At 60.3% G+C, this 13,195-nt stretch carries 11 protein-coding genes; 8 read left to right on the forward strand and 3 right to left on the reverse strand.

From position 1 onward, the window contains the following. Window positions 1-23: 23 nt before the first annotated feature. Window positions 24-1,235, forward strand: a complete 1,212-nt coding sequence (locus VFZ66_15190) for an SPFH domain-containing protein (protein ID HEX6290532.1) — start codon at window positions 24-26, stop codon at window positions 1,233-1,235. A gap of 95 nt (window positions 1,236-1,330) precedes the next feature. Here the strand turns inward: VFZ66_15190 and VFZ66_15195 are convergent, their stop codons facing one another. Further along, complete coding sequence (locus VFZ66_15195) at window positions 1,331-1,681, reverse strand: hypothetical protein (GenBank protein ID HEX6290533.1); 351 nt, start codon at window positions 1,679-1,681, stop codon at window positions 1,331-1,333. A gap of 153 nt (window positions 1,682-1,834) precedes the next feature. Here VFZ66_15195 and VFZ66_15200 point away from each other — a divergent pair, with 153 nt between their 5' ends. From VFZ66_15200 to VFZ66_15220, 5 genes are all read left to right on the forward strand, one after another. Further along, the gene (locus tag VFZ66_15200; GenBank protein ID HEX6290534.1) at window positions 1,835-2,662 is read left to right on the forward strand and encodes a helix-turn-helix domain-containing protein; all 828 of its coding nucleotides are present in this window, start codon (window positions 1,835-1,837) and stop codon (window positions 2,660-2,662) included. Window positions 2,663-2,756: 94 nt separating this feature from the next. Further along, window positions 2,757-3,257 (forward strand): GNAT family N-acetyltransferase, encoded by a 501-nt coding sequence (locus VFZ66_15205; GenBank protein HEX6290535.1) that lies wholly within the window; start codon window positions 2,757-2,759, stop codon window positions 3,255-3,257. Between the two features lie 231 nt (window positions 3,258-3,488). After that, entirely contained in the window at window positions 3,489-5,237 is a 1,749-nt protein-coding gene (locus tag VFZ66_15210; GenBank protein ID HEX6290536.1) for a S8 family serine peptidase, read from the forward strand. A gap of 319 nt (window positions 5,238-5,556) precedes the next feature. After that, a complete protein-coding gene (locus VFZ66_15215) occupies window positions 5,557-5,952 on the forward strand; it encodes a hypothetical protein (GenBank protein ID HEX6290537.1) in 396 nt (131 codons plus the stop codon). Window positions 5,953-5,973: 21 nt separating this feature from the next. Further along, window positions 5,974-6,306, forward strand: coding sequence for a hypothetical protein (locus tag VFZ66_15220; protein HEX6290538.1), 333 nt, complete (start codon window positions 5,974-5,976; stop codon window positions 6,304-6,306). 161 nt (window positions 6,307-6,467) lie between these two features. Here VFZ66_15220 and VFZ66_15225 read toward each other — a convergent pair whose 3' ends face one another. Further along, window positions 6,468-7,865: a hypothetical protein gene (locus VFZ66_15225; GenBank protein ID HEX6290539.1), complete on the reverse strand. Its 1,398-nt coding sequence runs from the start codon at window positions 7,863-7,865 to the stop codon at window positions 6,468-6,470. A gap of 351 nt (window positions 7,866-8,216) precedes the next feature. Between VFZ66_15225 and VFZ66_15230 the strand changes: the two genes are divergently transcribed. Continuing rightward, on the forward strand, window positions 8,217-9,542 hold the full coding sequence (locus VFZ66_15230; GenBank protein HEX6290540.1) for a S8 family serine peptidase: 1,326 nt from the start codon (window positions 8,217-8,219) through the stop codon (window positions 9,540-9,542). A gap of 297 nt (window positions 9,543-9,839) precedes the next feature. Here VFZ66_15230 and VFZ66_15235 read toward each other — a convergent pair whose 3' ends face one another. Then, window positions 9,840-10,472 carry a heavy-metal-associated domain-containing protein gene (locus VFZ66_15235; protein ID HEX6290541.1) on the reverse strand — a complete coding sequence of 211 codons (633 nt, stop codon included), beginning with the start codon at window positions 10,470-10,472 and terminating at the stop codon, window positions 9,840-9,842. Window positions 10,473-10,730: 258 nt separating this feature from the next. On the opposite strand from VFZ66_15235, the gene VFZ66_15240 reads away from it, so the two are divergent. Further along, on the forward strand, window positions 10,731-13,195 hold a 2,465-nt coding region (locus VFZ66_15240), incomplete at its 3' end, for a hypothetical protein (GenBank protein ID HEX6290542.1).

Genomic DNA, 13,195 nt, shown 5'->3' on the forward strand with positions numbered 1-13,195 from the left:
CATACATAGGAAGGAACCGCACTATGGCTCAAGCGCCGTACACCAATCAGGTCGCTCAAGGTATTTCACAGCTTGCTCAGGTTCGCGCCGCGATCGAAGAGGCGGCAGAGGTTTTTGGCCGTAAGGATGAGGCTGGCCGCACGCCGATTGTGGTGGTGCCCAGGCGTCAGAATCGTATCCGCTGGGGCCTGGTCATCTTCGGCGGCTTCGTGATTCTGTTTGGATTCTTTGCCGCAGGCGTGACGAGCCGTGGCTTCGTGGGCGCGCTCGGCTTCTTCTTCGGCGCTCTGCTGATCCTGGCTGGCCTGCTGCGCTCGCTATATATCCAGGTGCCCGAAGGCGTCAACGCGCTGCTGGCGCGCGGCGGCAAGCATATCGGCGTGGTTGGCGCGGGCCTGCACTTCATCCAGCCGTGGGTGGTCGTCTCCCATCTGGTGACGCGCCGTGAGATCCCCTATGATGCGCCGGTCAAGGAAGCGCCGACCAAAGATAACGTGCGGGCGGCGGTCGATACGTCGATCACCTTCATGGTGACAGACCCGTACCGCTTCGTGTACGGTATCTCGGCCAGCGGCTTCGATCAGGTCTTCCAGGCGGCCTGTCAGGACGCGATCCGCTCGATGGTGCGTCTGGTCACGTCGGAGCAGGTCAACGATCTGGCGCGGCAGGAAACCGCAGGGCTGCGCGAGTCGCTGAATGCGGACGTGGAGCAGTACGGCGTGACGATTGCCAAGATCAATATTACGGACGCTCGACCGCCCGCCGAGTTTTTACAGTCGCAGGAGGCGCGGCAGTTGGCAGTGCTTCAGCGCGCCGAACAGTCGGAGAAGCAAGCGCTGGCGCAGCGTCGGCAGGCCGATCAGGAGGCGCTGGCCCGTCAGCAAGTCGTAGCGCGCGTCGAGCGTGAGCGCGAGGAGCTGCAGGTGCAGGTGCAGCAGGCTGAGGCGCGGCGGCGCATCGCCGAGCTGGAGGCCGAGGCCGAGATGATGCGCCTGACACGGCTGGAAGAGACGATGCGCAATAATCCGCACGCGGCGCAGCGCGAGATCGAGATGGCACGGCTTGACGTAGCCCGCTCGCTGGCCGGAAACAGCCGCGCCGTGCTGCAAGTCGGCAGCGCCGATGAGATGGTCCGCGCGTTTGTCATGCGCGATATGCTGCACGACATTCATACGCAGGCTAACGGCGTGCGGCAAGGCGACGGGCAGACCCAGGAGGAGCGCCCGGCGGTGTAACGAGGCGGGTAGCTCCATAGTCTGATCGAAAGGGCACGCATACCGTGCCCTTTCTTGTTCTCATACGCTGGTTGCAAGGCTGATCAGCAGCGGATTTAAGATTCGCTCGTATGCTCCGGCTGCTCGGTTTTCTTGACGATCGTATAGCCCGTGACCGCGCTTCGTCCGCCGCTGTAGTGCGTCCACTGCCACTGAACATCCTCGTCTTCGTCAAGCTCAACGCTAATCACGGCCGGAGCGGGTGCGGCGTTATCAGGCTGCGGCGCGAAGACCGTCCGTTTCTTCGGCTGCTGCTCATTCTGATCGCTCTGTGGCTCGCTGTGATCGATCCTGATCTCCTTGCTGCGCTCAGATTTCGGCTCGCTACACCGATTGTACACGAGTGCGCAAATAGCCAGCCCGGCGCGCAGCAGCACTCGATCGTTCAGGCATACACGATCGAGCAACAGGTTGCATCTGCTTGTAACGTATACATCTGTGGTTGCGATTCCTTTCTGAATCATGACTCTGGGTTACTATTGATCATATAATTACCAGCTTATACTATAGAGAATAGCCTCCCCGGATCAGCTTTCATAGAATAGAAAGTGGAGAATCCTGTGCTTGATACTCAAATTAGCCGTCTCACACAGCTTGGCCTGAATGTGTACGAAGCGAAGGCATACGCGGCGCTGCTTGGCAAAGAAAGCTTTACCGCAACGCAGGTCGCCGATATTTCGGGCGTGCCTCGCCAGCGCATCTACGACATTCTAGCCAGTCTGGTCGAGCGTGGTCTGGCGATCAGTCGGCCCGGAAAGCATGGCACGAAGTACGCCGCAGTTGCTCCCAAGCTGGCGCTGCACGCGCTGCTTGAGCAGGAGCAGCAGCGCTTGAGTCGTCTGGAAACGATCACCAACGAGCTGGTCGATGAGCTGGGCAATCAGTACCTCGAGGGCAAGGAAGAGAGCAGCCCGCTCGAATATATCGAGGTGCTGCGCGGGCGCACGGCGATCAATCAGCGCTTTGCCGAGATCCAGCAGAACTGCCAGCGCGAGATCCTGATCTTCACCAAGCCGCCCTACGCCCGCCCGCCGCAGGAGAACGTGGAGGGTCTGGAGACGCTCAAGCGGCATATTCGCGCCTGCTCGATCTATGAGTACAGCGTGCTACAGAATGAGGAGACGCGCCAGGCGGTCGATTTCTTTATCCGGCATGGCGAGGAGGCGCGCTTCGTCGAGCACCTGCCGCTGAAGCTGGTGATCGTCGATGAGGAGATCGTGATGTTCGCGATGGAAGACCCGATCGCTGGACGAACCGACCTCACGATTTTGCTGATCGAGCATAAGCAGCTTGCCAGGCTGGTCAAGATTGCGTTTGAAACGCTCTGGGGTCGCGGCGAAACGTTTGACGCCGCCTGCGCGCGGCTTGAGCTGTCGGTCGAGCGCTAAGCCGCTGGATTCTGGTCGCGGTTACGTGTTCAGCCGAATACGTCTGGCGTCGAGGGCAGCGCAAGCGGCAGAACCAACGTTGAAAGATAAGCGTATGCAGCAAGATCAACAGCCGATCGTGATTCGTCCGGTGCGCGCCGAGGACGCCGAGGCGATCGCGCAGATCACGCGCGAGGCCGGCGTGATCGAGACGATTTTAGCGCTGCCGAGCGACCGCGTTGCACAGCGTGAGCAGGCGCTGGCCCGTCTGGGCGACGACGAGCATTATTTTGTTGCCGAGGTTGCCGGGCAGGTGCTTGGGCTGGCGGGCTTGAGCGTAGGCCGTGGACGGCTGCGGCATAGCGGACATGTCTTTTTGTTCGTGTCACAGGCGCTTCATGGCCGGGGTATCGGGACGCGGCTGATGGAAGCGCTGCTCGATCTGGCGGATAACTGGCTCCTGCTGCGGCGCGTCGAGCTTACGGTGTTTGCGGAAAACGAGCGGGCGCGGCGGCTCTATGAGCGCCTGGGCTTTGTGGTCGAGGGGCGACGCAAGATGAGCGTGATCTCACAGGGCGAGCTAAAAGACGAGTTTCTGATGGCGCGCTATCGCTGATTGGCTGCTGCGGCAGGTTTGTATCTCCGAGCCGATGCAATGGCCCTGTTTATGCTAGAAGATCCTCGTTGACACCACTATTTATGGTGTTTATAATTCAGGTACCTGAATGCATCTCATGGGTGTTCGGGGAACCTTTTCGGGAATGAAATCTCCTGCGTCGGCTCAGGGTCGGGAATGGTTGAAGGACGCCCCACACGCTGACCTGTCGACGCGATAAGGATCTTCTGTATGCTCCGCCTGTCTCGCCTGCTCAGCCTCGTCTTGATTGGATTGCTCGTCCTGGCCTCGTTGGCAGCCCCTCATCCCAGCCGCGCCACGACGGCGATTATCGATCCGCTGCTGGCGCAAACGCTCCAATCCACCGCGCCGGATACACCTGTGTCCGTGATTGTCACCTTTGAAAGTCAGCCTACGACAACGGATCTATCGCGCCTGATCGCGATCGGTGCCTCGGTCGCGCCGCTGCGCCATCTGCCAATGGCGGGAGTGCTGGCGACGCCCGCGCAGATCGATCTGATCGCGCAGCTCAGCGGCGTGCGATCGGTGTACGCGAACCAGCGGCTGCAATACTTCTTGCGCGAGAGCGTGACGACGATCGGAGCGCCCGGCGTCTGGGCCGACTACGGCTACCGGGGCGAGGGCGTCGGCATCGCCGTGCTGGATACCGGCATCGACGGCCTGCATCCTGATTTGCAGTACGGCCCCAAGACCGTCGAGAACGTCAAGTTTCTGGGCTTGCAGTACGCCGCCGGCCAGGATCTCGACACGCTCAATCTGCCGGTCGCATACGTCGAGGATCAGCGCAACACCGATACTACCGGCGGTCACGGCACGCATGTCGCGGGCATTATCGGGGCGTCGGGCGCTGCCAGCGGCGGCTACTACCAGGGCGTCGCGCCGCGCTCGAATCTGATCGGCCTGGGTGTCGGCGACACGATCGAGATCTTTACCGCGCTGGCTGGCTTCGACTGGGCGATCGAGCATAAAGAGCAGTACAACATTCGGGTGGTCAACTGTAGCTGGGGCAATATCATCCCCGGCTTCGATCCGAACAACCCGGTCAACGTCGCGACCAGGCGTGTCCACGATGCGGGAATAACAGTCGTGTTCGCCTCCGGCAACTCCGGCTCCAACACCGATACGCTCAATACCTACAGCGTCGCGCCGTGGGTCATCGGCGTGGCGGCGGGCGATAAGGATGGCCGTAACGTCTCGTTCTTCTCGTCGCGCGGCATTCCCGGCAGCGATCTGTACCATCCGACGCTGACGGCTCCTGGCTATCTGATCGCCTCGGATCGCGCTGTGACGGGCGTGGCAACCAGTGGCCCGTCGACGCCCACCGACCCGGCCTTTATCGCCCCGCAGCATCTTCCGTACTACACCGTCGCCAGCGGCAGCAGCATGGCCGCGCCGCACGTGTCGGGGGCGATTGCGCTGATGATGCAGGCCAATCCAGCGCTGACACCCGATGTGATCAAGCGCGTGCTGATCAATACTGCTACGCCGATGCCCGATTACCAGGAGTATGCGGCGGGCGCGGGCTACCTCAACGTCCGAGCGGCGGTCGATGCCGCCAGGCAGATCAAGAATATTCGTACCTATCGCGATCCACGCACCGGCAAAGAGCAGCAGGTCTACGATCAGACGACTACCTGGAGCGGTACGGTTGGTATCAGCGCTCCGGGCCTGCCCGCCACCGATAGCCGCACGATCCAGGTTGCGCCGGGCACCGTCTCGCTTGAGGTAACGGTAGACTGGAACATCATCGCCAGCGACCTCAACCTGTACCTGTACGATCCGCAGGGCGTGCTTGTCGCCAAGTCGGAAACCGTGCAGGCGGTCTATAACTACGCCAACGAGCACGTACATGTCAACTCGCCCGCAGCCGGGACCTGGACAGTGCGCGTGAGTGGCCTGCTCAACGCTCCGCAGGCGTATCGCGCCACAAGCAACGGCGTGGTGCTGGTCAATCCCTAACGCTCGCCGACTCCAGTCAAGCACGCAGCCGCGCAAAGATTATTTGCGCGGCTTTTGTTTGAGCGCGTTCGGAGCGCCGCACTCCATGTCCTGCAACTTCGTTACCTGCTCAGGAGACTTTACCGTTTTTTGATAAAAGTCCTGAGTAATGGGTTAGTTAAGCACGGGTCTAAGCAGTACTAACGGTCGATTATAAAAATTTGTAAAAATTGATTTGATGTCTCATGTATGCATACACCCTTTGGTGCCCCCACACCTCATCCCAAACTATGGTGCCCCCACACCTCATCTCACCTCTTGCTCGATGAGGAGGATTCCTATGCTATCTACTCGATCACTGCCGCTACGCGCATCCCTGGTGATGCTGGCCCTGCTCACGCTGGCGCTATTCAATTCCATGCCTGCATCTGCGGGCGCTGCACCGCCGCGCAGCGAAAGCAAGCCGCTCACTGGAACGCTCGCCGAGCGGATTAAGTTCTTGAGCCATAACGCAGGCGGCAACTTCTGCCTAACGCAAGGTCATAACGTCTATCAAAGCGCATCGTTCAACTCAGGCGTCGTTGGTTGGGTTTCGTACTATGACGTGTGGCACCACTACAATAGCTCCGGCAACTGGAGCCTCGGCTACGTAGTGACGAAATCCTGGATTCGTGGCTATATTCCGCTGGGCATTATTCAGTACGAAACATACCACGACGCGACGCGCTGCCACTAATAAACATAAGGAGTCCATGCTATGAGCACACTATATTCTCGGCTCCGATCGCGGTTCAGCCGCGTGCAGGTTGCGGCGCTGCTGGGCGCAATCGCAATCGCAAGCATGTTCAGCGTCACGACGCAGGGTGTGGCAGCGCTTGATCGTCGCTACGTCTGCTGGAGTTCATTGTGGGTGCGCAATCAGCCAGTCGGCCATGCTATCGCGATCCTCTACCGAGGCGAAGCGTTCGACCGGGAGCGCTCCACCTTCTATAATGGCGAGTACTGGAGCTATGGCTTCGCCTGGGGCGGCGAGAACGTCTGGGGCTGGGTGCAGCACGCGGGCCTGACGAGCGCGACCGGCTCGTGCTAATGAGATATGTGCACGTAGATCGGCTGAAGTTGATGCGCGGATCGAGTTTGTCGTAGCAATGCTTCGGTACGAGGTTGCACTAGAGATATAGCCGCGACGGCACCTGCTCGATGCAGGTGCCGTCGCTTACGTTTGTCACGGTAGATGATGCAAGCCTGCGCCTAGCACGACCCTGACAGCCAGACCTTAAGCGCCTCCATGCGTCGACTTTGGCCGGTGGTACCGGCGGTAGCGCCATTAGACACAGATCCTAACCATCCATGGCCCTGCACATGGGCCTGGTAGTTGATATTGCAGCCGGATGGTGCGCCAACCAGCCAGACCTTGATCGCCTCCATACGTCGGCTTTCCCCGGTTGTCCCACCGGTGGCTCCGTTACAAACGCTCGATAGCCAGCCCTTGCCTCGGACATGCGCCTGATAGCAGACGGACGCGCCAGGCATGTTTTGCAGCTTGATCTGGGCAGCCTCCATTCTCCGGCTCTGGCCGGTGGTGCCTGCTACTTGCCCGGATGTTACCCAGCCAAGCCACCCATAGCTCTGTACATGCGCCTGGTACGTCACGCTGGGGGTGGTAGATACAGGGAGCGGCAGGGTGACATCATTGGAGATCAGCGCCCAGTGCAAGTAGCCACCATAGATATTATCCCAAATATAGCCATCCAGCTCCACTCTATACGTTCCAGCGGGCGTGGTCAGCGGGAGATAAAATACGATTTGATTCCCAAAGAGCGGAGTATATCCCAGATAGCTATGAAGGCTGTTGTTCCGGTAGAGATACCAGTAGTGGTGCTCGAAACAGCATCCTGTGTTGGCGGTGAGCTTGTAGTTATTGCCGACGACGGCGACGGTAAGACTTATGCTGGTTGCCATCTTAAGTTTGCCGGTATCAAACGAGAGTTTCCGATCGACTGGCGGGATATTTTTCGTAATTTCCTCCCCTATGGGAACATCATCGCGGCTTTCGATACGTCTTGGGAAAATGCCTTCCGTGGGCGCTGCCACGTTGTCTGCGGAATCGGACGCTCGATTGACACAGTGGTCGACGTCGGCTGGCGTGAAGTAGCTCGTGAAGCTGCCATCGCGATGCACGTCAACGACCGTATTCACGCAGCCACCGAGCACAGCGTCATATCCAGCCTGGCGGCGCGGCTCAGTCTCGTCGATTGGCATCGGGCTGGCGACGATCGTCGCGTCACAGAGCGAGCGGTCGACTTCTTCTTGGGCCTCTCGCGGAGCAGTTACGATCTTAAAACAGCGGTCGGCTGAGAGGAGGTAGCCCTCGTTGGTGCCTGTCACGGAGCTAGGCTTCAGGCGTAGCGGCATCGTTTCAGTCTCGGTGATACATGCCTGGATGGCGGGGTTCGAGACTTCCAGGGTTTGGAGGACTGAGCCTACATGCGTTCCTACTAAAGCGTAGCATTGCCCTTCGATCACAACAAGATCGCGGACGGTGTACGTCTCCTCCATGGCTGATGTTCTCGTCGTCGGTAGAAAAACGGCGGCTAGCATGATGGTCATCAAGAGCTGGATAGCTTTGGTCCAACGAGCGGCTGTCATTGTCGACTCCCCTTTCAACGATGACCGAAGCGTCGTGGTATCGGTCTATCACAAGGACGTTGTTGAGGAGTACTCCCTTTCCTAGAATGATTAAAACATATTGACACCACAAGATGTGGTTGTTATACTATTTTTAAACATCATGGTTGATAGTAGTATTCCGCTTCATGCGCTCCCCTGCTATCCACTAAGGCTTCATACAGAAAGTTCAAAGTTTCAAGTTGTTCTGAGCTCTGAGTTCTTGGTTCTCCCCTTTGTGCGCCGGGTGCCATGCCCAGAGGGCACCCGCATGGCACGCTGTTCTCTGTTCTTTGTTCTCTCGTTCGCTATCCTGAAAGGAGCGGGTACACTATGATTAAAAGCTCACGCTGGTTTGGTTTCCTCCTGGCGCTTGGCCTGATCCTCGGCCTGGCAGCGCCTCTCGGTCAGAGGGCGAGCGCATCGACCATCAAGATCGACTCGTTGTTGACGCAGCAGCTTGCGCTGCTCGCTCCCGGCGCGACGCTCGACGCGATTCTGACGTATGACCACAAGCCAACGGCTGCGGACGTAGCGGCGGCGCAAACGACCGGCGTGCTGGTTCATCAGTTCGATGTGCTGCCAATGCTGGCGGTGCGCGGGACGGCCAGCCAGATCCGGGCAACCTTTAATCTCGGCGGTCTGACCTCGATTTTCTACAACAAGCAGTTGCGCTACCTGATGAACCAGAGCGTGCGGACAATCGGCGCGGACCGGGTGTGGAACGAGCTGGGCTACACGGGCCGAGGGATCGGCGTGGCGATCATCGATAGCGGTGTGGACGGCACCCATGCCGATCTTCAGCCTGCGATGGCCCACAACGTCAAGGTGCTCACGCCCAACATCCTCGTGAATGGCAGCTCTTCGATCTCTGCGCCGCTGCCGAACACCGACACCACCAGCGGCCACGGCACGCATGTCGCGGGCACGATCGGCGGGCGCGGCACGAACAGCGGCGGCTACTATCGGGGCGTTGCGCCCGGCAGCAAGCTGATCGGCATCGGCACGGGCGACGCAATCTCGATCCTGTACGCGCTTGAAGGCTTCGACTATGTGCTTGAGAAGCGGGCGCAGTACAACATCCGCGTCGTCTCCAATAGCTGGGGCACAACCGGCGAGTACGACGCCGACGATCCGATCAACGTTGCCAGCAAGGCAGCCCACGACGCCGGGATCACGGTGGTCTTCGCCGCTGGTAACTCAGGGCCGGGCCAGAATACGCTCAATCCCTACTCGGTCGCGCCCTGGGTGATCGGCGTGGCGGCGGGTGAGAAGGATGGTCGCACGCTGGCAAGCTTCAGCTCGCGCGGCATTCCCGGCAGCGCGCTCCACCACCCGACGATCACCGCTCCGGGCGTTGCGATCGTCTCGACCCGCGCGCCGAACTCGATCTTGCCGGTGCTGGCGATCACCGACGATCTCAACATTCAGCTCTCGTGGATTCCGTACTACACGACGATGAGCGGCACCAGCATGGCAACGCCGCATATTTCGGGCGTGGTGGCGCTGATGTTAGAGGCGAATCCAGCGCTGACGCCGGATGCGATCAAGAATATTCTGGTCCAGACGGCGACGCCGATGTCGGGCTATCAGCAGTTCGAGGTCGGCGCGGGCTATGTCAATGCCTATGCCGCCGTCAGTCGGGCCAAGGCTCCGTAGCACATCACAGCTACCGGAAGTCAGTCGGGCCACGATCGAAAGAGATCGATCGTGGCCTTTGATTTGTTGCCCTACCCCCGGCCTGGCGGCCCTTTGTTCCCTTGTTCCTTCGCCTGGCACCCGCTTTGTTCTTTCATGTACAGGAAGCATTCCGGGCCTGCGGCAGAGCAGCACACCGTCTTTTTTGGGTCGGGTTTGGCGTTGCACGTGCGAAACCAGACCCATGAACCGGGTCGGACCATGCTACCGCAGGTAAGAGGGTCCCTGGTGAATCAGCGACCGCGTACGTCCTGTCATTTAGGGCAACGGCTCATCACGTACGAAGCTCACGCCGTAGTCACGGGGAAAGATCTTGATCAGCTCCTCTTTTGTGGTTTGTCGGGGATCGTACGTGATGATAACCTGATCGTCGTAGGCTTCGGCGCGCAGCTCACGCACGGCGGGCTTGTTTTGCAATCGGTTGCGCACTTTGGCTGCGCACGGCGGGCAGTTCATCTTCTCGATAATCAGCGTCAGCCGATGCAGGACCGGCGGCGCTGGCCGTACCGGCGCAACGACCATGTGTGACAGCGCGGCGTCCCGATCTTCCTTCTGGGCGGCGAGCATCGGCAGCAGCCAGCCAAGAAGCCCGTAGGATACCGCGAACGTCGCAGCCATGATCAGCGGTTGTCGCCAGCGTGCAACCGAGCACAGCCCGTCGGCCTGCCCTCGCCAGAGCACACGGACGATTCCGCCAAGCAGCACCGCCGCGCCGACAGCAAACGTCCAGCTCCGGTCGAATTGCAGGCTGAACAGCAGCGACGAAGATCCCAGGCCAAGCAAGACCGCCGTACTTGGCCCAAGGCAGCAGAAGCTTCCGACGAAGCCCCCTAACACGCCCCACAGACTCAGCGCTCTGGCGCGCGGCTTTGCTACGGACGCACTATTCATCGTGATGTCCTCACGCAGGTTTTTGTCTTTCGTATCGAGTATAGCACCGCGTGCCCGGAAAGTCACCGCTGCCTAAGCTTTTATTTCGCCCGTATACGATCCATTGACACCATCACCAGTGGTGTGTTAGAATTGCGGTACACCACTTGCTGTGGTTAATAGTTAAATCGCTGGATTGCCTGCAACTGCCTCACGTACCAGTGGTTTGCTGTCCGTCGCGAATTCGGTTCAAATACTGATCGTAGGGAGAGTTGGCTCATGCACAGTCGGTTTCACCGCTCATCGGCTGTGGTCACGATGCTGCTGATCGTGGCCTTGCTTATCGGCGCGTTGCCCTTGGCAACGTTCGCGTCCACCCCCTCTGCCGGAGCGCTGAATCCTCCGGCAGGCAATGGCTCGTCAACCGTCACCTGGAGCGGAGGACCCTACACCGTTGCCACGCCCGACCCGCTCCTGTGCATCGATGCAAGCGTCAACTGCGACACATTCGATCTGAGCCTCAATATTCCAGGCGGCTACTGGGACACGCACGAAGGTAACGTCGTCGTCGAGATCGCCTGGGCTTCCAGCACCGACGATTTCGATCTCTACATCGCGGACAGCGCGGGCAATCAGGTCGGCAGCAGTGCCGCCGGTGGCACCACCGCCGAGCGCGTCGATCTGGGCAAGCTCGCTCCCGGCAGCTACACCGTGAGCGTCGTCGCCTACCTGACTGCCGCCGCGAGCTACACCGGCAAGGCCACCCTGACGAGCACTGAGCTGTCGGGCGACATGGCCTTCCGCGAAACCAAAGATACGATCACCAATCTCCTGACGGTCGACTACCCGCTCAACGTGATCTTCGTCGGCTACAAGCCCAGCGCCGCCGAGGTCGCCGAGCTGAAGAGCTGGATTCCCGACACCTACCAGCCCACGGTCGCGACGAAATCTCCGCCAGGCGACGAGCTCCAGAACGAGGGCGCGGCGCTGCTCAACTGGAACAAGAACCATCTGATCACCAACCAGCCGTACTTCCTGGGCATGCGCTACAACTACAAGCTGCGGATCATCCAGGCCAGCGACGACTACGCGAAAGCGCTGTTCCAGGTGGCGAAAGACAATACCGCGCAGAGCCAGAGCTTCCACACCGACTCGCGCGGGCAAGACCTGCTGCGCTACGATACGCTCTACGGCCAGTACCGCGTGCTTGCCAAGAACGGCGATCTGTCGTACAAGGTGCTCGACGCGCAAAAGACCGATCTGATCGATGCCTACGCCGTCGAAGATTGGATCTTCAACTCGCGCTATGATAGCCGCTGGTCGTGCGCCTTCAAGAACGTCGAAACCAACGAGTGCCTCGATCCGTCGGTCATTCAGCCCGATCCGAGCGCCTACCACGATCCGTTCTACGACAAGAATGGCCTCAACCTCGACCGCATGCCGCAGGGGCTTAACAAAGGCTCGTCGTTCTTCTTCCTCGACACGTTCACGCCCGACTACGCCAGGAGCTACTTCCGCACGAATGCGTACCACACCTGGGGCACCGACAAGGTGATCAACGGCGCGATCGTGGCGAAGCCGATCGAGCAGGGCGGCTCGTGGCGCATCACTGATCCCGATACCGGCGGCTGGGACGGCATCGACTACGCGCGCACCTGGGGCGGTCGCTACCGCTTCCACTTCATCGACCTGGGCGCGGCGCCCAACAACTACGAGTCGGCCTCGTGGCTGAAATCCGAGCGCACGCTCTCATCCGACTATCCGCACGGCGATCCGCCGATCTGGCAGTACAAGGCCGATCCGCTGTGGCAGCAGACCGCCGAGGAGTGTCTGGCGGATCGGCAGGCGCTCGACTACACCGGGGGCACGCCCTGCCGCATGATGCCCCGCCTGGGCCGCGATGTCGCCTATGGTCTCTTCTTCCGCTCGACATCGGGCTACCTGTACCGCCCGATCCCGCGTGGCGATGTTTACTGGCTGGCGGTGTCGAACTGGACCGACTTCTACTCGCGTCCGCAGTGGGTCAACGGCCAGTTGACCAACGCGCCGTGGTACGGCACGTGGTGGACGAATATGGAGAAGCTCTACAAGATCAATCAGGTCGGCAGTAACCAGGACGACGTGCTCCGCTGGCTGTCGTCGGCGCTGCCGTACGCGCGCTGGGTTGGCCGCAAGGGCGAGGTCATCCCGCTCTATGATCCGACCAACAACCAGCCGACCGGTCGCGTGCTCGATACGTCGCCCAAGTACGAGGATCTGCCAGCGCCGGAGTATCACGTTCACCAGGACGCGACCGGCCTTGAGGTTGTGCCGGAGCCGCTCTATCCCGGCGACGACAAGCATGTGTATGCGCGCTACGGCTCAAGCGTCGTCGATCTGACCGAAGTCTCGAATGCGCTTGAGAAGGCCAAGGCGCGAGGCGTCGCCGGAACCTACGACGACTCGGTCAACCACGATGCGTTCCGCGACTTCATCGACGCCCATCCCGACGGCATCGCCAACCACGTCGAGGGCGTCAATACGATCCCTTCGATCAACATGGTCTTCGAGAAGGCATACACCTGGGCGCTGCCCGCGATCGTCGGCGGGATTGCCGTGGGCACCAACGACGGCGAGGCCTGGGGCGTGATGAACAACGTCAACGATCGCTTCAAGTGGTCGCAATCGCACTATCCCGCCGTGCAGCCCGGCGACGCGCCCGGCTCGAAGCGCTCGATGACCAGCGCGTCGCTGCCGACGCAGGA

Source organism: Herpetosiphonaceae bacterium (assembly GCA_036374795.1).
Taxonomy (GTDB): domain Bacteria; phylum Chloroflexota; class Chloroflexia; order Chloroflexales; family Kallotenuaceae; genus LB3-1.

Coding starts and splice junctions, on each gene's coding strand:
- VFZ66_15190 (HEX6290532.1), top strand. CDS start 24: ATGGCTCAAGCGCCGTACACCAATCAGGTCGCTCAAGGTATTTCACAG.
- VFZ66_15205 (HEX6290535.1), top strand. CDS start 2,757: ATGCAGCAAGATCAACAGCCGATCGTGATTCGTCCGGTGCGCGCCGAG.
- VFZ66_15210 (HEX6290536.1), top strand. CDS start 3,489: ATGCTCCGCCTGTCTCGCCTGCTCAGCCTCGTCTTGATTGGATTGCTC.
- VFZ66_15215 (HEX6290537.1), top strand. CDS start 5,557: ATGCTATCTACTCGATCACTGCCGCTACGCGCATCCCTGGTGATGCTG.
- VFZ66_15220 (HEX6290538.1), top strand. CDS start 5,974: ATGAGCACACTATATTCTCGGCTCCGATCGCGGTTCAGCCGCGTGCAG.
- VFZ66_15225 (HEX6290539.1), bottom strand. CDS start 7,865: ATGACAGCCGCTCGTTGGACCAAAGCTATCCAGCTCTTGATGACCATC.
- VFZ66_15230 (HEX6290540.1), top strand. CDS start 8,217: ATGATTAAAAGCTCACGCTGGTTTGGTTTCCTCCTGGCGCTTGGCCTG.
- VFZ66_15235 (HEX6290541.1), bottom strand. CDS start 10,472: ATGAATAGTGCGTCCGTAGCAAAGCCGCGCGCCAGAGCGCTGAGTCTG.